Origin of the sequence: Dietzia sp. ANT_WB102 (assembly GCF_008369165.1) — a bacterium.
Classification (GTDB): domain Bacteria; phylum Actinomycetota; class Actinomycetes; order Mycobacteriales; family Mycobacteriaceae; genus Dietzia.
On record NZ_VOBA01000001.1, the window covers coordinates 1,878,882 to 1,896,852 of the forward strand.

Consider the following 17,971-nt stretch of genomic DNA (forward strand, 5'->3'; position numbering starts at 1 on the left):
CCGACATGCCTCGTCTAAATCGCACACGTGGCGCGAGCCGATGCGGAGTTGTGGCGTAGCGGAGCCGCTCCGGCGAGACCGAAGCCACCTCTGCTCGACAGGCGAAGCAGTCAGCCCAGGACCCGGGGATCGCTGGCCTGGCAGTTGACTGACTGGCGCCGGAGTGTGCTCTGCCAGCGCTCGGGGCGCCGCTTAATCCGATCGTCGTAGGTTCAGGCGACCGTGAACAGTCCCGGAGCCTCGTTGCGGACGTGCGGGGCGTGAAAGTGGCTCGACACCGTCACTCCGTCTTCAGTCACTTCCAGTAGAGGCGAACTCGCCAGGTGTTGGCTGGACTCCAGGGGGGCGAGAGCCCCGGCGCACACTCCGACGATCTCCGTCGGCCCGGTCGTGGCCGGGATGCCGACGAATTCCATGATCGCGTCGGGCAGGAACGCCGACTCGAGTCGATCCCGGGTCCGCCGGTCGAGCGCGTGGGCATAACGTGAGGTCAAGGACAGGGTCTCGATCCGGTCGTTGGTGGTCAGTGCGGTCTCGTGGCGGGGCACATTACGTCTCCGTTCGGCTTGTGTCGGATGCTGGCGGGGACGGCTTAGCGTGGCGACCAACCGTTGACAATGTGGTGTCACTCACATACGGTAAAAGAAGTGAGTTCAATTCAGTCGAAGGGATGCTGGAATGGCGGGCAGTAGCAACGAGGTGCGGGCCACCTCGGAGATGAAGATCAACGACGACGTAACGATTGACGAGCTCAGGTCGATCGTCGGCGATGTGAGCTCCAGTTCCTCGACAGAGGGAGAGCACATCCGTGGGCACAATTTCTACGTCGACGAAGAGGCCAGGATTCTCTTCGCTCATGAGCACTACGCGGACGCCGTGGCGATGCTCAGGCACCTCAAGGAGATGGACCAGGACAAGGTTGGACGACTCATGGCGTCCGTTGAGGTGCTCGATCTCCGGATCTACGGACCGATGAACGACGAATTGCACGGGCTCCTCGAGGGCTTCGGAAGCGTCCGGAAGTTCGACTTCGTGAGCGGCTTCACCCACTTCGGAGGTGTCAAGTGACGGCCAGCTACGACTACGAGAAGTTCTTCGGCCTGGACGCGGAGCAGCTCAAGTGCCCTCATACCGCTTTCGAGGAGGTGCAGTCGAAGTGCCCCGTCTCCCGCAGTGATGCGTTGGGCTTCTGGGTGGTGGCCGACCACGAGCATGCGCAAAAGGTGTTCAAGGACGCCACGGTGTTCTCGACCAAGAAGATGCTCGGTGAGCAAGTTTCCGACGAGTGGCAGCGCATGATTGACATGGCAGCCCAGCGTCCCGGGGCCAAAGAGGAACTTGGCGAAGACTATGGGACGAGCGACCGGAAGGTCCTGCTCTTCGCCGACCCGCCGGAGCACGGCCGCCATCGTCGACTGATCATGGGCGCGCTCACACCGAACGCGCTCAAATCTTGGGCGCCGCGCATTGAGGAGACAGCCGACATCTTTGTCGGTGGGATCACCTCCGACGAGGAGGTGGAGTTCGTCGACGGCTTCGCTAACAAGTACACGATGACCGTCATCGCAGACATTCTCGGTTTTCCACGGGACATGGTCCCGCAGATGCTCGATTGGGCCGAGGGATTCAACTCGATGGTCGGTAATCCCGACCAGACCGCGGAGCAGATCGAGGCGCTCGTCGACACCAGGTACGAATTCGACGCCTACTGCAACAAGCAGATCGACGATAGGGAGGCGAACCCGACCGAAGACCTCATCTCGAGGATCGTGAAGCTCAATGCCGCCAGCGACACCCCGCTCAGCCGGGACGACTTGTTCCAGATCCTCCAGTTGACCATGGTCGGCGGAAGTGAGACTTCCGCCACCGCGCTGTCCAAGATGATCGAGTATCTCGGCAAGAATCCCGAGATGTGGGCCGAACTGAAGACGGACACCGATCTGATTCCGCAGTTCATGGAGGAGATGCTGCGCATGTTCTCCCCGGTGCAGGGTTCGTTCCGAGCGGTCACCGAGGACATCGAGCTCGGCGGGCAGCAGCTTAAGGCTGGCGACATGCTCTGGGTGGGTATGGGCGCGTCGAACCGTGACCCCAAGGTGTTCGACGACCCCGACCGAATGGACATCGACCGAAAGCAGCTCGCGGCTAGCCACGTTGCGTTCGGTGGTGGTCCGCACGTCTGCCCAGGCACATCGTTGACCCGATTGGAGTTGCGGATGGTGCTGGAGAGGATCGTCACCCGGTTTTCCGGCGTCGAGCTGGTGGATCCGGATCCGGCAGCCAAGAAGAGCTTCAACTTCTATGGGCCCGCCGCACTTCCGGTGCGCTTCACCGCTTAGCGCGGTGCCGGTATCGCGCCCCGATCTCATTCCCGGCCAGCGGCAGGAAAGTCGCCCTTGGTGCCGAACCGAAAGGACTCTCTGATGGCTTCAGTGGAGAATCAGCCAACGTATCTCTTTGCGCTCTACCGTTGGGCAGGTACCTCCCCCGAGGAGTTCCGCGACCACTATTTGAGCAAGCATGCCGACATTGGCAAGTCCATCCCGGGTGTGGCCTGGTGGCACACCTTCCTTAATAACAATCCGATGATGAACTGGGGGCTCCCGGAGGGGGCCCCTAAGCCGGACGCGTTCTCAATCATGGCGTTCGAGTCGGAGGAGGCGCTGCAGAAGGCTCCAGAGAGCGAGGGATGGGCGGCCGCCAACGGCGACAACACCGGCTTCGTACAGCACATCGACGTGTACGAGGTGTCCCGGGTCCAATTGGTGGAGGAGGGGGAGGGGAGTCCGGCTGGGTAGGGCCCCGCATTCGCCGACGCGGCAGACGAGCCCGGGGATGCTTCCTCGGGTTCGGTTGTATTCATTATGAGTCTGCGCACCGGGCCGGAGGGTGGGGCCGGTCTGACCATCCGACTTGTTCGGTGTTTTGTCATCGAGGTGCCACGCCCATCCAGGGCGTTCCAGGCGGCCAGTGGAATGCCTCTTGAACAGGGAACTTGTTCGCCACGCGAACAAACAATGATTTCCAAGTATTTCCTCGATATGCCTTGCATCACACTGTGACAGTGGTTACAGTCAAACCTAAGTGAATTCAGCTCGAACGACTGGAGGAGCACGAAATGTCAGACGATCAGCGCCGAAAGAACGTGGAGTTGGTGCGTGCCTACACGGACGCTCTCAACTCCTGGGACATCGAGACGATGCGGGAACTCTCCACCGAGGACGTGGTCTTCGAGCTCCCGTTTCGCCCGCCTAGCTTCGGCCGTGAGACCGTGGGGCGCGACGCCTACATGGAGGTCCTCGCCCAGGCCCGTGACCACATGATCGATGGGTCCGAGAACCTGCACGATCTGCAGCTGGACACGCTCGCGTCGGACCCCGACACCGTCATCGCCACCTACAAGAGCGATATGACGCTCCGCAGCGGTGTGAGGTACGCGAACGAGTACATCTCGCGGTTCGTCTGTCGCGATGGCAAGGTCTCCCGCTTCGTCGAGTACTACGACTCGATCATCCTGTTCCGCGCGCTCGGCGGGACCCTTCGGGAAGCCGACGAGTCGGAATTGCTGCCCGAGGGGCTCAAGTCCTGATCGCCAGTCGGCCCCGTTGACTTCATCCCTCTTCCCACACATCTGCTAGGAGCCACCCCTCATGGGTAAGGAACTGCCCGATCCGAAGACCGTCGACGCCAACCAGCCGAAGTGCCCCTTCGTCGACATGTGGTCCGACGAGTACAACGACAAGAACCTGGAGATCCTCAAGCATCTTCGCGAGGAGCACGACCTCGCCTTCCACAAGCAGGGCAACACCACCGTCCCCCTGGTCACGCGGTACAACGACCTGTGGAAGATCCACCGCGACTGGAGGACGTTCCAGTCTGGTCGTGCCGCCTCCCATCTGGCCGACCGCCGCTACGACGACCCGAATGACGACCCGACCTTTATCCCACTCGATACCGACCCGCCGGTCCACAGTGAGTGGCGCAAGATTCTCGAGCCGTTGATGACGCTCAAGAAGATGGAGGCGCACGCGGAGCTGATCGAGAGCATCGCAAATGATTTGCTCGAAGGGCTCGAGGGTCGCACCAGGTTCAACGTCATGGACGAGTTCGTCCGCCCACTGCAGGCTCGCGCGATCTTCGCCGTGATCCTCGGCGTGCCCGCGGATAGTGACCGGATTCTCCAGTTCTCGGCGTGGGCACAGGACGCGCTGATCGTCCCGGAGCGCGCGGTTGAGGCCTTCGGCGAGCTAAGTGCCGCGCTGCTCGAAATCCTCCGGGAACGTCGGGAGAACCCGCGAGGTGAGGACGACATCGTGACGGTGCTGGCGAACTGCCGACCCGGTGGTGAGGTCCCGGACGACGGGGACCTCATCAAGATCATGATCGCGTTGACGCTTGGCGGGCTCGAATCCACGGGCACCGTCCTGAGCGGCACTATCCATCACATGGCCACCCATCCGGAGGACCTCAAGGAGTTGCAGGACGACATGTCTCTGCTCGACGAGGCCATCGAGGAAGCGCTACGGCTGTTCGTCAATGTGACGCTCACTCAGCGGACGGTAACCAAGGAGACGACCCTCAACGGCTACGATCTCAAGCCCGGAGACAAAGTCTGGAACCTCCCAGGCTCGGCCAACCGCGACGAATCAGTGTTCCCCGACGGCGACAGCTGGAACGTGCGTCGCGAGAACAAGCGCCATGTCTCTTTCGGCGCCGGCATCCACCGTTGCCTCGGGTCGAACCTGGCTCGGATCTTCCTCCGGGTCGCCTTCACGGCCGTCCTCACCCGGATGCCGGGCGTGAGCCTCGTTCCGGACCAGGAGATCCACACCCACTCCATGCCGACCCGTGGCCTCACCGAGTTCGAGGTCACCGTCGACGAGATCACCCCCGTCGCGACCACCGCCTGAGCCCGGTTACTCATACCCGAGAGGACACACCATGAAGGTCAAGATCGACCACGAGTTCTGCGTGGGCCACGCCCGTTGCTACACGCTGGAGCCCGACTACATCGCCGAGGACGAGCGCGGCCGCGGAGTCGTCCGGGAGGACGCGCCCGAGATGTCACCCGAGACCGCCCGACGGCTGGTCAGGGCGTGCCCCGAGTCCGCGATCTCCATCGTGCGGGAATCCTGAAGAAGACCGATGACCATGCTCCAAGACCCCATGCGGGCCGACATCGTCCATCTCGGAGGCGGTGGCTCCGGTGAACTGTCGACCGACGCGATCGTGACGAGTCGTCGCGACGTGGCGGACGGCGTCGTCGAGCTCGTCCTCGCGGCAGCCGACGGCAGCGATCTCCCACGGTGGGAGCCCGGCGCTCATATCGACATCGTCCTCGACGACGACACGATCCGGCAATACTCCCTGTGCGGGGACCCCGCCGACCGAAAGACGCTCCGTGTGGCGATCTTGCTCGAAGCGGAGGGGAGGGGAGGATCTCGTCGAATCCACGAGCAGCTCCACTCGGGGGTATCCGTCGAGCTGTCCGGCCCCCGCAATCACTTCCCGCTCCACGCGTCCTCCCGCTACCTGTTCATCGCGGGCGGGATCGGGGTGACCCCGCTGATTCCGATGATGCGGGCGGCCGAGGCCGCCGGAGCCGAGTGGCAATTCGTGTACGGAGGTCGGAGCGAAGCGACGATGGGGTATGTCGATGAGCTACGTGAGCTGGGGGAGCGGGTCGTGATCTGGCCGCAGGACACCCACGGGCTGATCGATCTCGAGGACCTACTCGGAACGCCAGAAGAGGGGACCCTGGTTTACAGCTGCGGACCGGAACCCCTGCTTGCGGCAGTCGAGGAGTGGTGCGCGTCGTGGCCCCCGGGAGCCCTTAATGTCGAGAGGTTCTCTGCCGTCGAGATCGACACGTCCGAGGACACCGGATTCGACGTAGAGCTCCGGGAGACCGGCACCACGGTTCACGTCAACAAGGACCAGACGATCCTTGAAGTGGTCACCGAGGCCGGCGTGTACGTGCCGACCTCGTGCACCGAGGGGACCTGCGGATCCTGCGAGACGCCGATCCTCGAGGGCACCGCCGAGCACCGCGACGTCGTGCTGTCCCCGGAAGAGCAGGAAGCCCAGGAAACCATGATGATCTGCGTCTCTCGCGCATCCTGTCCCCGGCTGGTGTTAGACCTCTAGCCATCCGCCCCGGACCATCCGCGGCGCCGGATACCGCCGCACCCCTCGACCCACAGGTAACCAGGAGGATCGATGCTCCCCAGGAGCTACAGCGAGTTCTACATCGACGGTCAGTGGCGGGCAACCGACTCGACCGAGAAGTTCACCGTCGTGTCCCCGTCCACAGGCGACCCGATCGGGGAGGTGCCCCGCGCGACGCGGGCGGACATCGATGCCGCGGTCGAAGCGGCGCGGCATGCCTTCTACGAGACAGACTGGTCGACCCGGCCAGTGGCCGAGCGCGCGGCTCTATGCGAGGCGCTGGCCACGAGGCTTTACGAGGTCAAGGACGAGATGGCCGAACTTCTCGTGGACGAGTTGGGGTGCACCCGGATGCTGGCGGATGTGTACCAGGCCGTCGCGCCGACCTTGCATTGGAATTACAACGCTGAGGTGGGGCGCACCTACCCCTTCCAGGAGGTCCGGACCGCAGATCTTGGGCCGCTGGCCGGAGGATCCGCCGGTGGCATGATCATGCCCTACCAGACCCAGGCGCTCGTCGTGAAGGAGCCGGTGGGTGTCGTCGCGACCATGGTCGCCTACAACTTCACCATGCCGGGGACCTCGCAGAAGGTGGCGCCCGCCATCATCGCGGGATGCACGGTCGTGGTGAAGGTCCCCGAGCCGGATCCGCTCGCAGTGTTCGCGCTCGGCCAACTTGTCCACGAGGTCGGGTTCCCTCCCGGCGTCATCAACATCGTTGCCGCCGGTCCCGAAGAGTCGGCGTACCTTGTCTCGCACCCAGACGTAGACATGGTGAGTTTCACCGGGTCTACGACGGTCGGATCGCGCATCGGGCGCGAATGCGGGGCTCTCGTCCGCCCGGTCGTCCTCGAGCTCGGAGGGAAGTCCGCGGCGATCGTCCTCGACGACGCCGACTTCGATGCCACCGTCCCCACCCTTCTGGGCGTTAGTGTGATCCCCTCGAGCGGGCAGAGCTGCGTGTGCCAGAGCCGGTTTCTGGTGTCCGAGGCCCGGCACGACGAGCTGGTCCACCGCCTGGTCGCCGCGATGGCGGACATCAGGGTCGGGGACCCCCACGACCCGGATGTTGATATGGGGCCGCTCATCACCGAGGCCCATCGGGAGAGGGTTCTCGGGATGATTCGCCGTGCGGTCGAGCAAGGCGCCACAGTGGCGTTCGGTGGCGGGGTCCCGGAGGGTCTCGAGAACGGGTGGTTCGTCGAACCAACCCTGCTGACCGGAGTCACTCCCGACATGGAGATCGCGCAGGAGGAGGTGTTCGGTCCTGTGGTCGCCGTCATCTCGTACAAGGACGAGGACGATGCGGTCCGCATCGCGAACGACAGCCGCTACGGACTCGCAGGGTCGGTGTACACCACCGACGTCGAGCGAGGCTTCGCGATCGCTCGCAGGATCCGCACCGGGACGTTCTCAGTCAACTCGTTCTCGGCGGACTTCAACTCGCCATTCGGCGGTTTCAAGGAATCCGGCATCGGCCGCGAGCATGGTGTCGCCGGCCTCGAGGGCTACCTGATCCCCAAGTCGATCTCGGTCGACCCGTCGATGACCATCCCCGAGTCGGTCGTAGCGCAGGCGGACGTCGTGACAACCGGCGTTCGGAAGGGAGCCTGATCGCCGTGGGCGTCTGACACGTCGAGACAGGACGGTATCGACCGGCTGCTGGCGATCGAGGAGATCAAGGGCCTGAGGCCCGCATACTCGGCCTACTTCGACAGCCAGGACATCGAGAAGCTCGGCTCGATCTTCACCTAGGACGCAGTCTGTGAGTTCGACGAGCAGTACGGCGGCGACTGGGTGGGCAGGGAGACGATTCGTGCGAACTACGCCGCCGTGGCCGAGCAGGTCGGCGCGCCCTACAACGCGATCCATGCGGTCACCAATTCGTGGATCGAGCTGACGGTAGCGGATACGGCCAACGGTCGCTGGTACCTGATCGAATACCTCACTCGACAGGGCGCGTTGAGCTACCCGGGCGGGCACGAGAACCCGCTGTTCTGCCTGGGGATTTATCAGGAGGAGTATCGAAAGGTCGACGGGAAGTGGCAGATCTCCCGTGTCCGGCTCGAGTTCCTCTGGCCGGAACGCTCCTGGTAAAAGGACAACTACTGGACCCTGGTGGTGAACACGAGCCGCAGCCCTCCGCCTCGCGAGGGCTGCGGCTCCGTTGTATATCTGGGGTCGCTTCGCCCCGGGGACTCAGATCTTCCGCAGGCGCAGCCGCTGGATGGAGTGGTCGGAGTTCTTGCGCAGCACCAGTGTCGCGCGCGGCCGGGTGGGCAGGATGTTCTCCACCAAGTTCGGCCGGTTGATCGAGGTCCAGATCTCCCGGGCCGCCAGGCGGGCCGCCTGGTCGGACAGGTCGGCGTAGTGCGCAAAGTGTGAGTTGGGATTGGAGAACGACGTGCTCCGCAACTCGAGGAAGCGCTCGATGTACCACTGCTCGATGTCCTCGATCCGCGCGTCGACGTAGAGCGAGAAGTCGAACAGGTCCGAAACCATCAGGCGGGGGCCGGTCTGGAGAACATTGAGGCCCTCGACGATGAGGATGTCCGGACGCCGGACCTCGATGAACTCATCGGGCACGATGTCGTACTTGGTGTGCGAGTAGACCGGCGCCCAGACCACTGGTGCGCCGGACTTGACTTCGGTGACGAACCGCAGCAGCGCACGCCGGTCGTACGACTCCGGGTACCCCTTGCGGTGCATCAGCCCGCGGCGCTGGAGCTCCCGGTTGGGGTGGAGGAAACCGTCGGTGGTGATGAGGTCCACACGGGGGTGGGATTCCCAGCGGGTGAGCAGCGCGCGCAGCACACGCGCGGAGGTGGACTTGCCGACCGCGACCGAACCGGCCACGCCGATGACGAACGGCATGGGCGCGTCCACCTTTTCGCCGAGGAAGATGTTGGTCGACTGGAACAGCCGCTGCCGGGCCGTGACCTGCAGGTGGATGAGCCGACTCAGCGGCAGGTAGATCTCGGCGATCTCGTCCAGATCGAGGTGCTCGCCCAGGCCCCGGAGGCCCTCGAGGTCCTGTTCGGTGAGCACCATGGGCATCGCACGCCGCAGTCGCCGCCAACTGCGGCGGTCGAACTCGACGTACGGCGTGTAGTCGCCAGCATGTCTGCTCACAACGACTAATTGTGGCAGGTGGGCACGGGGTCGGGGGTGCCAGGGTGGCGGGGCACTAGACTGGCGGGCGACAAGACGAGCCGTGGCCCGACACGATTCGTTCGAAGTGAGAAGCCCACGCGCGAGGAGCAACGATGACCGACCCGAACACCGACGTGTTCACCGCCTCTCTGTCCGAGCTGGATCCCGAGGTCGCCGAGGCGATGGCCGGAGAGCTCGCGCGGCAGCGAGACACGCTCGAGATGATCGCGTCGGAGAACTTCGTGCCGCGCTCGGTCCTCCAGGCGCAGGGCTCCGTCCTCACCAACAAGTACGCCGAGGGTTACCCGGGCCGGCGCTACTACGGTGGGTGCGAGCACGTCGACGTGGTCGAGAACCTCGCTCGCGACCGCGCGAAGGAGGTGTTCGGCGCCAAGTACGCCAACGTCCAGCCCCACGCCGGAGCCCAGGCCAACGCCGCTGTTCTCATGGCGCTTGCGAAGCCCGGCTCCAAGATCATGGGCCTGTCGCTGGCCCACGGTGGTCACCTCACCCATGGCATGAAGCTCAACTTCTCGGGGCAGTTGTACGAGGTCGCCGCCTACGAGGTGGACCCGGAGACCATGCAGGTCAACATGGACACCGTCCGCGAGATGGCGTTGGCGGAGAAGCCGGACGTCATCATCGCCGGCTGGTCGGCCTACCCCCGCACCCTGGATTTTGCGAAGTTCCGGGAGATCGCCGACGAGGTGGGCGCGAAGCTGTGGGTGGATATGGCCCACTTCGCCGGCCTGGTCGCCGCCGGACTGCACCCGAGCCCCGTGCCGCACGCCGATGTCGTGTCCACGACCGTGCACAAGACGCTCGGCGGGCCGCGTTCCGGCATGATCCTCACCAACGACCTCGAGCTGTTCAAGAAGCTCAACTCGTCGGTGTTCCCGGGCCAGCAGGGCGGTCCGCTCATGCACGCGATTGCCGCCAAGGCCACCGCGATGAAGATCGCCGGGACCGAGCAGTTCCGCGAGCGCCAGCAGCGCACCCTCGAAGGTGCGAAGATCCTCGCCGAGCGGCTCACCGCGCAGGACTGCAAGGACGCGGGCGTCTCCGTCCTCACCGGCGGCACTGAGGTGCACCTCGTCCTGGTCGACCTGCGTGACTCCGAGCTCGATGGTCAGCAGGCCGAGGATCTGCTCCACGAGGTCGGAATCACCGTGAACCGCAATGCGGTCCCATTCGACCCGCGTCCGCCGATGGTGACCTCCGGACTGCGGATCGGCACCCCTGCTCTGGCCACGCGTGGATTCGAGGCCGAAGACTTCCGCGAGGTCGCCGACATCATCGGCACCGCCCTGGCCGCCGGCACGAGCGCGGACGTCACCGCCCTGCGCGAGCGCGTGGCCGCGCTGGCTGCCTCGAAGCCTCTGTACGAGGGCCTCGAGGACTGGAAGATCCTGGGCTGACGCGTCCCACCGCATCGACGAGAAACCCCCGCAGCCGGGCTGCGGGGGTTTCTCGTCGATGTCAGCGGTATCGGCGATCGCGCCGGGCGGGGTCAGTCGGTGAACCGGACCCGTGGGGTGCGGCAGATCAGTAACCGGCGGACCTTGTTCTCCGCGGTGAGTTGGGCACTCGCGTTGAAGCTCGCCTCGAACTCGCCGTCGCGTCGGGACTCACCGAGACACAGTTCGGTGTCCCGGCCCGGGCGCCGCTGAGGACGTGATTGTTCAGGACGCTCTTCTCGCGCTGCTCGAGGTAGACCTCGAGGCCCGCGCGGTCGCCGTGTAACTCGGCGGACATGTGGGGTGCTCCGTTCGTCAGGGCCGGGTGGAGGACTCGAGGGTGGGTGACGCCAGTCCGAGCTCGGGGTCGAACGCGACCTGGTAGCCGGTGATGAGCCCGTCGTCGCCGATCCTCGCCGAGGCGAGGAAGTGGCCGGTGATGGTGACCCCGTCCTCCACGACGGCGCCGTAGACGAACTCGAGTTCGCCCTCCCGCGTGGCGTGGGTGGGGACGTGACGGCGGTCGACAGTGCCGCGCCCCTCCAGGTACTCACGAACCCCGTGGCGGTTCTGGCCACGGACCGCGGTTCCGGGGAGGATGATGGCGAACGAGACCTCGGGGGCCAGGAGTTCGAGTCCGGCGTCGAGATCTCCCGCGTCGATCCGCGCGTAGTAGGTGACGAGTGTGGAATCAGACGGCGACATGAATCGAACTTAGTTCGGCCCCGCGCGCTATTCAAGAAGGTTGCGTGATCTGTCTCACTGTGCTGTTATGGGATGAACTGAACTCGGCTCAATTGCCAGCGCAAGTGGAGGCATCTCGTGACACAGCACTTTCGGACTGTCCAGCCGGAGGCCGATCCGTCGATCATCCTCCCCTCGGATGAACGCGAAGAACTACGGTCCGTTGTCGCGCAGTTCATTGCCCGACACGCCTCCCACGAGGCGGTGCGCGCCTCGACCGGGTCCGAGCCCGGATTCTCCGAGCCCAGGTGGGCCACCCTCAACTCCGAACTCCAGATCGCGGCGCTCGCGGTGCCCGAAGAGCAGGGCGGGCACGGTTTCGGTCTCGGTGACCTGGGGGTCGTCCTGCAGGAGGCCGGAGCCGCGCTGCTCCCCGAGCCGATCATCGCCAGTGCGGTGGTGGGTTGCCAGGCGCTGGTCCGCGCCGACGATCCCGGGGCCGTCGGGGAGTTGCTGGCCCGAGTGATGCAAGGGGAGTCGATCCTCGCCGTGGCCCTGGACCGGACCGTCCCGCTCGAGACCGCGGACGGGCAGACGGCCGCCGACGGGCTCGCCGAGGCGGTGCTCTGGGGTGCCGCGGCCGATCACCTCGTCGTCGTCGGCGAATCCGACGGGCACCCTGTGCTCGCGGTGGTCGATCTGGACTGTTCCCGCCGCGAGCCGCGGGAGGTCATGGACCTCACCCGCCGTCGCGCCGACCTGCATCTGGTCGGCGCGCCCGCCCGGGTCATCGTGGGTCCTGACCGTTTCGGAAGAGTGGTGGCCGAACTGGGCCGGATCCAGACCGCGGCAATCGCCGCGGAACACGCCGGCATCGCGTCCCACCTGGTCGACACCACGGTGGAGTACGTGCAGCAGCGCCAGCAGTTCGGTCGGTCGATCGGGTCGTTCCAGGCGATCAAACACCGACTGGCCGACATGCTCGTCGACCGCGAGCGCGCCCTGGCGGCTGCGATGTACGCGCTGGCGGTGCTCGACGAGGACGATGCCGCGGATGTCGAGATTGCTGTGGCCGTTGCGGCCGCCGTCTGTGCCGACGCGGCCACCCGCAGCGCCTACGAGGCGATCCAGCTCCACGGCGGTATCGGCTTCACCTGGGAGCACTCCGCGCACTTCTATCTGCGGCGCGTCCTCGGCGACGAGGGCGCCTTCGGCGGCGGTCGGGAGGCCCGCCGTACGATCGCGGACCTGGTCGGCGTCTAGGGCGTGGCGGACGTGTCGGACACCTCGGACCACGCCGTGCTCGGGCACCTCGGTGCCCACGAGCTCCTCGCCACGACCCGGGCCGTGCGGTTCCGGCTGGACCTAGAGCGCGAGGTCGACCTCGCCGACTTCATCGGTATGTCCAATCGGCTGGAACTCCACCGCTCGGGGTTGGAGCGGACGACCGCGGCCGGGACGGAGCTGCCCCTGCGGTGCGACACGGGAGGCAGCCAGGCAGTCTCGGCACGGCTAAGGCCCGACGACATCACCCTCCACCGCGTGGACGAGGACGCCTCGTCCCGCAAGATCGTGCTAGACGCGACGCTGCTCTCCGCTGAGTTCGGCGGCCGTCACTACGACGTCCAGGTGGGTGCGGGGCGGAGCAGTACCGCCTCCGGGCCTCGTCCGCGGTGCACGGGGACTGGCTCCGCCGCGCGCAGGCGGGGGAGCCCGTCGTCATCAGTTTCCGCTCCGAGAGCCTGAAAATCTATCCCCTCGAGCAGTCCGCTGCGCGGGTCTGACCTCCGGAACGGCCCCGGCTCAGACCAATTCGAACCAAGTTCAACCAAAAGGTTGACGAGACCGACACCACACTGTAGACATGAACTGAATCCAGTTCAGGAACCTTGGAAGGAATGATCATGGTGCAGACCGATCACGTGCTGTTGGAGAAGGACGGCGACGTCGCCCGGGTGTGGCTCAACCGCCCCCACAAGAAGAACGCCGTCACGGTGGAGCTGCTACACCGCCTGGACGAGATCATCAAGGAGGTCGACGCGGATCCCGAGCTCAAGGTGCTCGTGCTCCGAGGCGTGCAGAACCAGTTCTGCTCGGGCTTCGACCTCGACGAGCTGCTGGGCGACTTCGTCGGCACCACCAACGCCATGGACGTCGGCGTCCTCTCGGCCCAGGTGTGCGACCGCCTCTACTCGATGAACACGCCGTCCGTGGCCGTCCTCGAGGGCTACGTCACCGCCGGTGGCTTCGAGCTCATGATCTCGTGCGACTTCGCCATCGCGTCTGACGACGCCAAGATCGGCGACTTCCACATCCGTCGTGCTCTCTTCGGTGGCGCCGGCCCCATCTACCGCCTCCCGCGGATGATTGGGCTACGCAAGACCAAGGAGCTCATGCTCACGGGCAAGCTGCTCTCGGGCCAGGAGGCCAAGGACTTCGACCTCATCAACGACTCGGCCCCCGCCGACAAGCTCGACGAGTGCGTCGAGGAGTTCATCGGCACCCTGACCGACAAGAGCCCGTTCATGATGAAGCTGACCAAGATGGCCGTGAACCAGGGCCTGGACGCCGACATCAAGTCGCTCATGATCATGGAGCACTTCGCCGTCGGCAACTCGCTGCAGTCGGAGGACGGCAAGGAGGGTATCCAGGCGTTCCTCGAGAAGCGCGAGCCCAAGTGGGTCGGCCGCTGATCTGACCGATCACGGAGCGGGAAACGTCAACGGATCAACAGGAGTGCACACGATGGACCAGAACGAGAACGACGCCCCGCGGTTGCGGGGGAGTCGGTGTGACGACTGCGCGACCGTGGCGTTTCCCGCCTCCGTGACCTGTCAGCGCTGCGGCGGCTCGGACACCTCCGAGATCAACCTCTCCACCGTGGGAACGGTGTGGACGGCCACGATCCAGCGTTTCCCCCCGAAGTCGCCTCCGTACATCCCGCCGGCTGGGGGGTTCGTCCCCTTCGCCGTCGGATATGTCGAACTGCCCGAGGGCGTCAAGGTCGAGGCACTTCTCGACGGAACCTCACCCGCAGAGCTCATTGGCCGCGAGGTCGAACTGGTCGAGGCCCACCCGGTGCCGCGCTTCGCGTCGGTCGCCGCCACCACCACCGAGGAGAACTGATGTCGGACGTGTCCATCGTCGGTGCCGGACTGTCGAAATTCGGCCGTCAGGACGGGATTACCGGCCGGCAGATGGCCGTGACCGCGATCCGTACCGCGCTGGCCGACGCCGGCCTGGAGTGGTCGGACGTGCAGATCGCGTTCGGAGGCAGCGACGGTTCGGGCCTGGCCGACACGCTCGTCGCGGACCTCGGGCTCACCGGCATCCCGTTCACCAACGTCAAGAACGGCTGTGCCACCGGCGGCAGCGCCCTGGTGTCGGCCATCAACGCGATCCGGTCCGGTGCGGCGGAGGTCGCCCTCGCCGTGGGCTTCGACAAGCACCCCCGTGGAGCGTTCGCTCCGCGGGCCGAGGAGTGGGGCCTGACCGAGGGGTACGGCACCCACGGGCTCATGGTCACGACCCAGTTCTTCGCCATGAAGATCTCCCGGTACATGGCCCGCCACGGCATCTCCGAGGCCACGCTGGCCCGCGTGGCGGAGAAGGCCTACCGCAACGGCAGTATCAACCCCAACGCCTGGCGCCGCGACCCCAAGACCCTCGAGGAGATCGCGGCCTCACCGATGGTCAACGATCCCCTCACCCAGTTCATGTTCTGCAACCCCGGAGAGGGTGGCGCCGCGATCCTCCTGGCCTCCGAATCCGTCGCCGCCTGCATGGGCGGACGGGCGGTGGCCGTCCGCGCAGTGTCCACCGGGACCCGGCCCTTCGGCTCGTTCGAGGTCTTCAGCCCCGCGGTCCTGGGTGAGGGCGAGCCCAGCAGCGTGAGCACCGAGGTGGCCCGCCGCGCGTTCGAGGCCGCGGGAGTGGCCCCGTCCGACATCGACGTCGCCCAGCTCCAGGACACCGAGTCCGGTGCGGAGATCATGCACCTGGCCGAATGCGGGTTCTGTGAGGACGGCGAGCAGGAACACATGCTCGCGAACGGCGAGACCGAGATCGGCGGGCGACTGCCGGTGAACACCGACGGCGGGTGCCTGGCCAACGGGGAGCCGATCGGCGCGTCCGGACTGAGGCAGGTGTACGAGATCGTCACGCAGCTGCGCGGCGAAGCAGGTGAGCGTCAGGTCCCTGGCGAACCGAGGCTCGGATTCACCCACGTGTACGGCGCCCCCGGGATCAGCGCGTGCACCGTCCTGGAAGGGGGCCGGCGATGACCGCACAGACCACGAGTGAGACCACGGGCCGGGCCTCAGCCCAGCCGGAAGGACTGCCCGAGTTCGTTGACGCCGCGCGGCAGTGGCTGGACACCGTGGCTAGCCCCCGGCAGTCCCGCCCCTGGGGCGAGGGCTCGGACGCCGTCGTGGTGTTCGAGAACTGGACCGCCGAGCAGGAACGCGAGGAGACCGACCGCCGCCGAGCCTACGAGCAGGCCAAGTTCGACGCCGGCTTCGGCGCCGTCACCTGGGCGCCCGAGTACGGCGGCCGCGAGATGCCGATCGCCTACGACCTGGCCTTCCGGCGCCTGGAGGCCGACTACGACCTCCCGCAGCGCACCGAGATGTTCCCGGTGACCCAGCAGCTCATCGCCCCGACGATCGCGCAGTGGGGGACGCCGGAGCAGCGGGCGCAGTACGTCCGGGCGATGCTCCGGACCGACGTCATCGCCTGCCAGCTGTTCTCCGAGACCGAAGCCGGCTCCGACCTGGCCGCCGTGCGTACCCGCGCGGTGCAGAAGGACGGCCGCTGGGTGCTCAACGGGTCCAAGGTCTGGACCTCCGGGGCCCGCGTGGCCGACTACGGCGTGGCCGTCTGTCGGACCGACGCGGACGTCCCCAAGCACCAGGGCCTGACGGTGTTCATCGTCCCGATGGATGCCCCCGGTATCACCGTTCGCCCGATCCAGCAGATGACCGGTGGCACGTCGTTCAACGAGGTCCTCATCGGGGACGTCGAGCTGGACGACCGCTACCGCCTCGGCCCGGTCGGGGCCGGGTGGAAGGTCGCGCTCACCGTGCTGGCCGCCGAGCGGCTCGACTCGGGCAACCTCGGGTTGGACAACGCCGACCAGGCCGTCGAACTGGCCAGGAACATCGGCCGCGAACTCGACGCCCTCGAACGGGACACGGTGGCCGATCTGGTCTGTCGCAGCTTCGTCCAGCGACTCGTGGGCATGCGGGTGGCGGCCGCCGTCGGCGCCGGCCGGGAGCCCGGACCGGAGGCCTCCGTCGGCAAACTCCTCGCCACCGACACCATGGCCCGGACCTCGGAGACCGTCCGCGCGCTGCTGGGCCCCGACCTGACCCTTCGCGGCGACCGGTGGGGGACCTGGGCCTGGACCGAACACGTCCTGGGCGCCCCCGGCTACCGGATCGCCGGCGGAACCGACGAGATCCAGAGGAACATCCTCGCCGAGCGCGTGCTCGGCCTACCCCGGGAGCTGAGGCCATGACTACCACGTCCGAGACCACTCACGAGACCGAACTGCGGGACCGGGTCGTCGCCAGCCTCGAGGCGCAGGGCGTCGCCGGTCCGTTCGGCACCCTCGAGCCCATGCTCGGCGGCCACTCCGGCCTGACCTACCGCATCGCGGGCGCCGACGAGGAGTTCGTCGTCAAATCGGTCCCGCCGGGGCAGAAGGCGATCGGTCGCCACGACATGCTCCGTCAGGCCCGGATCATGTCCGCGCTCGCGGACACCGACGTCCCCGTCCCCGGAATCCGGGCGACCGACGAGGAGTCGCCGGCGTGGTTCGCCATGGACCTGGTCCGGGGCGAGTCGCTGGAGCCCGTGCTGGACGACCCCGCGGTCGAGCCGGAGTTGGCCGCCGCGCGCATGCGCCGCGCGGCGGAGATCCTGCCCGTCCTGCACGCGGTCCCGCTCTCGTCCCTGCCCGTCGACAGCGACGTCCTCTCACCCGCCGACGAGCTCACGAGGTGGGCGCGCACCATGGCGGCGGTCCCGGCCGAGCTGGTGCCGGATGCCGGGCGGTTCGAGGAGTTACTTGCCGCCCGCGTCCCGGATCCCGTCGAACCGGTCCTGGTCCACGGTGACTACCGACTGGGCAACATCCTCTCCGCCGGCACCGAGCCCGCCGCGCTCATCGACTGGGAGATCTGGAGCCCGGGTGACCCGAGGGTGGAGCTGGGATGGTTCCTCGTCTTCGCCGACGGCACCAACTTCCCGGGCGTGGGCCGCGAGGTCGCCGGCCTGCCGTCGGCCGAGGAGCTGATCGACACCTACAGTGCGGCCGCCGGGCCGCTATGCGACTTCACCTGGTTCGACGCGCTCGGCCGGTTCAAGATGGCCGCGATCATGGGCCACAACCTGCGGCGCCACCGCGAGGGCAGGCATCACGACCCCGCGCAGGAACTGCTCCCCGAGACGATCAGCCGACTCATCGCCACCGGCATCGACCGGCTGGCCTGACGCGCACACCCGAG

19 protein-coding genes and 2 pseudogenes are annotated in these 17,971 nt (G+C 66.4%); 17 read left to right on the forward strand and 4 right to left on the reverse strand.

Going from position 1 to position 17,971, the window contains the following annotated elements; all coding sequences use genetic code 11:
* Window positions 1-212 precede the first annotated feature (212 nt).
* Window positions 213-548, reverse strand: a complete 336-nt coding sequence (locus FQ137_RS08610; RefSeq protein ID WP_188064860.1) for a nuclear transport factor 2 family protein — start codon at window positions 546-548, stop codon at window positions 213-215.
* Window positions 549-678: 130 nt separating this feature from the next.
* On the opposite strand from FQ137_RS08610, the gene FQ137_RS08615 reads away from it, so the two are divergent.
* From FQ137_RS08615 to FQ137_RS08655, 9 genes and pseudogenes are all read left to right on the forward strand, one after another.
* Complete coding sequence (locus tag FQ137_RS08615) at window positions 679-1,068, forward strand: hypothetical protein (RefSeq protein WP_149292014.1); 390 nt, start codon at window positions 679-681, stop codon at window positions 1,066-1,068.
* On the forward strand, window positions 1,065-2,339 hold the full coding sequence (locus FQ137_RS08620; RefSeq protein WP_149292015.1) for a cytochrome P450: 1,275 nt from the start codon (window positions 1,065-1,067) through the stop codon (window positions 2,337-2,339). The genes FQ137_RS08615 and FQ137_RS08620 overlap by 4 nt, the downstream gene beginning before the upstream one ends.
* A gap of 84 nt (window positions 2,340-2,423) precedes the next feature.
* Complete coding sequence (locus FQ137_RS08625) at window positions 2,424-2,798, forward strand: EthD domain-containing protein (protein WP_149292016.1); 375 nt, start codon at window positions 2,424-2,426, stop codon at window positions 2,796-2,798.
* Between the two features lie 320 nt (window positions 2,799-3,118).
* Entirely contained in the window at window positions 3,119-3,589 is a 471-nt protein-coding gene (locus FQ137_RS08630) for a nuclear transport factor 2 family protein (protein ID WP_149292017.1), read from the forward strand.
* A gap of 61 nt (window positions 3,590-3,650) precedes the next feature.
* Window positions 3,651-4,910 carry a cytochrome P450 gene (locus FQ137_RS08635; RefSeq protein ID WP_149292018.1) on the forward strand — a complete coding sequence of 420 codons (1,260 nt, stop codon included), beginning with the start codon at window positions 3,651-3,653 and terminating at the stop codon, window positions 4,908-4,910.
* A 31-nt stretch (window positions 4,911-4,941) separates the two neighbouring features.
* Complete coding sequence (locus FQ137_RS08640) at window positions 4,942-5,136, forward strand: ferredoxin (protein WP_063972380.1); 195 nt, start codon at window positions 4,942-4,944, stop codon at window positions 5,134-5,136.
* Between the two features lie 15 nt (window positions 5,137-5,151).
* Window positions 5,152-6,147 carry a 2Fe-2S iron-sulfur cluster-binding protein gene (locus FQ137_RS08645; protein ID WP_370452385.1) on the forward strand — a complete coding sequence of 332 codons (996 nt, stop codon included), beginning with the start codon at window positions 5,152-5,154 and terminating at the stop codon, window positions 6,145-6,147.
* 72 nt (window positions 6,148-6,219) lie between these two features.
* Window positions 6,220-7,782, forward strand: a complete 1,563-nt coding sequence (locus FQ137_RS08650; RefSeq protein ID WP_149292019.1) for an aldehyde dehydrogenase — start codon at window positions 6,220-6,222, stop codon at window positions 7,780-7,782.
* Between the two features lie 153 nt (window positions 7,783-7,935).
* A pseudogene (locus FQ137_RS08655) lies at window positions 7,936-8,265 on the forward strand (nuclear transport factor 2 family protein); the annotation flags it as partial.
* A 102-nt stretch (window positions 8,266-8,367) separates the two neighbouring features.
* On the opposite strand, the gene coaA reads toward FQ137_RS08655, so the two are convergent.
* Window positions 8,368-9,300 (reverse strand): type I pantothenate kinase, encoded by a 933-nt coding sequence (gene coaA, locus FQ137_RS08660; RefSeq protein ID WP_149292021.1) that lies wholly within the window; start codon window positions 9,298-9,300, stop codon window positions 8,368-8,370.
* A 134-nt stretch (window positions 9,301-9,434) separates the two neighbouring features.
* Between coaA and glyA the strand changes: the two genes are divergently transcribed.
* Window positions 9,435-10,739, forward strand: coding sequence for a serine hydroxymethyltransferase (gene glyA / locus FQ137_RS08665; RefSeq protein ID WP_149292022.1), 1,305 nt, complete (start codon window positions 9,435-9,437; stop codon window positions 10,737-10,739).
* Window positions 10,740-10,831: 92 nt separating this feature from the next.
* Here the strand turns inward: glyA and FQ137_RS15575 are convergent.
* Both FQ137_RS15575 and FQ137_RS08675 read right to left on the reverse strand, forming a co-directional pair.
* Window positions 10,832-11,073 (reverse strand): annotated as a pseudogene (locus FQ137_RS15575) (hypothetical protein); the annotation flags it as partial.
* Between the two features lie 20 nt (window positions 11,074-11,093).
* Window positions 11,094-11,483 carry a nuclear transport factor 2 family protein gene (locus tag FQ137_RS08675; RefSeq protein ID WP_149292023.1) on the reverse strand — a complete coding sequence of 130 codons (390 nt, stop codon included), beginning with the start codon at window positions 11,481-11,483 and terminating at the stop codon, window positions 11,094-11,096.
* Window positions 11,484-11,600: 117 nt separating this feature from the next.
* Here FQ137_RS08675 and FQ137_RS08680 point away from each other — a divergent pair, with 117 nt between their 5' ends.
* The 7 genes from FQ137_RS08680 (at window position 11,601) to FQ137_RS08710 (ending at window position 17,957) form a co-directional block, all read left to right on the forward strand.
* A complete protein-coding gene (locus FQ137_RS08680) occupies window positions 11,601-12,725 on the forward strand; it encodes an acyl-CoA dehydrogenase family protein (RefSeq protein ID WP_149292024.1) in 1,125 nt (374 codons plus the stop codon).
* Window positions 12,726-12,737: 12 nt separating this feature from the next.
* The gene (locus tag FQ137_RS08685) at window positions 12,738-13,208 is read left to right on the forward strand and encodes a hypothetical protein (protein ID WP_149292025.1); all 471 of its coding nucleotides are present in this window, start codon (window positions 12,738-12,740) and stop codon (window positions 13,206-13,208) included.
* A 158-nt stretch (window positions 13,209-13,366) separates the two neighbouring features.
* A complete protein-coding gene (locus FQ137_RS08690; protein WP_149292026.1) occupies window positions 13,367-14,155 on the forward strand; it encodes an enoyl-CoA hydratase/isomerase family protein in 789 nt (262 codons plus the stop codon).
* Between the two features lie 52 nt (window positions 14,156-14,207).
* Window positions 14,208-14,588, forward strand: a complete 381-nt coding sequence (locus FQ137_RS08695; RefSeq protein WP_149292027.1) for a Zn-ribbon domain-containing OB-fold protein — start codon at window positions 14,208-14,210, stop codon at window positions 14,586-14,588.
* The gene (locus tag FQ137_RS08700) at window positions 14,588-15,745 is read left to right on the forward strand and encodes a thiolase family protein (RefSeq protein ID WP_149292028.1); all 1,158 of its coding nucleotides are present in this window, start codon (window positions 14,588-14,590) and stop codon (window positions 15,743-15,745) included. The genes FQ137_RS08695 and FQ137_RS08700 overlap by 1 nt, the downstream gene beginning before the upstream one ends.
* Window positions 15,742-16,980 carry an acyl-CoA dehydrogenase family protein gene (locus FQ137_RS08705; protein ID WP_149292029.1) on the forward strand — a complete coding sequence of 413 codons (1,239 nt, stop codon included), beginning with the start codon at window positions 15,742-15,744 and terminating at the stop codon, window positions 16,978-16,980. The genes FQ137_RS08700 and FQ137_RS08705 overlap by 4 nt, the downstream gene beginning before the upstream one ends.
* Window positions 16,977-17,957, forward strand: coding sequence for a phosphotransferase family protein (locus tag FQ137_RS08710; RefSeq protein WP_149292030.1), 981 nt, complete (start codon window positions 16,977-16,979; stop codon window positions 17,955-17,957). The genes FQ137_RS08705 and FQ137_RS08710 overlap by 4 nt, the downstream gene beginning before the upstream one ends.
* Window positions 17,958-17,971 lie beyond the last annotated feature (14 nt).

What these genes read in the sequence shown, in the direction of transcription:
- FQ137_RS08645 (WP_370452385.1), top strand. Translation starts at nt 5,152, where the DNA reads ATGCTCCAAGACCCCATGCGGGCCGACATCGTCCATCTCGGAGGCGGT.
- FQ137_RS08640 (WP_063972380.1), top strand. Translation starts at nt 4,942, where the DNA reads ATGAAGGTCAAGATCGACCACGAGTTCTGCGTGGGCCACGCCCGTTGC.
- FQ137_RS08710 (WP_149292030.1), top strand. Translation starts at nt 16,977, where the DNA reads ATGACTACCACGTCCGAGACCACTCACGAGACCGAACTGCGGGACCGG.
- FQ137_RS08615 (WP_149292014.1), top strand. Translation starts at nt 679, where the DNA reads ATGGCGGGCAGTAGCAACGAGGTGCGGGCCACCTCGGAGATGAAGATC.
- FQ137_RS08695 (WP_149292027.1), top strand. Translation starts at nt 14,208, where the DNA reads ATGGACCAGAACGAGAACGACGCCCCGCGGTTGCGGGGGAGTCGGTGT.
- FQ137_RS08650 (WP_149292019.1), top strand. Translation starts at nt 6,220, where the DNA reads ATGCTCCCCAGGAGCTACAGCGAGTTCTACATCGACGGTCAGTGGCGG.
- FQ137_RS08705 (WP_149292029.1), top strand. Translation starts at nt 15,742, where the DNA reads ATGACCGCACAGACCACGAGTGAGACCACGGGCCGGGCCTCAGCCCAG.
- FQ137_RS08625 (WP_149292016.1), top strand. Translation starts at nt 2,424, where the DNA reads ATGGCTTCAGTGGAGAATCAGCCAACGTATCTCTTTGCGCTCTACCGT.
- FQ137_RS08690 (WP_149292026.1), top strand. Translation starts at nt 13,367, where the DNA reads ATGGTGCAGACCGATCACGTGCTGTTGGAGAAGGACGGCGACGTCGCC.
- FQ137_RS08675 (WP_149292023.1), bottom strand. Translation starts at nt 11,483, where the DNA reads ATGTCGCCGTCTGATTCCACACTCGTCACCTACTACGCGCGGATCGAC.
- FQ137_RS08700 (WP_149292028.1), top strand. Translation starts at nt 14,588, where the DNA reads ATGTCGGACGTGTCCATCGTCGGTGCCGGACTGTCGAAATTCGGCCGT.
- glyA (WP_149292022.1), top strand. Translation starts at nt 9,435, where the DNA reads ATGACCGACCCGAACACCGACGTGTTCACCGCCTCTCTGTCCGAGCTG.
- FQ137_RS08635 (WP_149292018.1), top strand. Translation starts at nt 3,651, where the DNA reads ATGGGTAAGGAACTGCCCGATCCGAAGACCGTCGACGCCAACCAGCCG.
- FQ137_RS08630 (WP_149292017.1), top strand. Translation starts at nt 3,119, where the DNA reads ATGTCAGACGATCAGCGCCGAAAGAACGTGGAGTTGGTGCGTGCCTAC.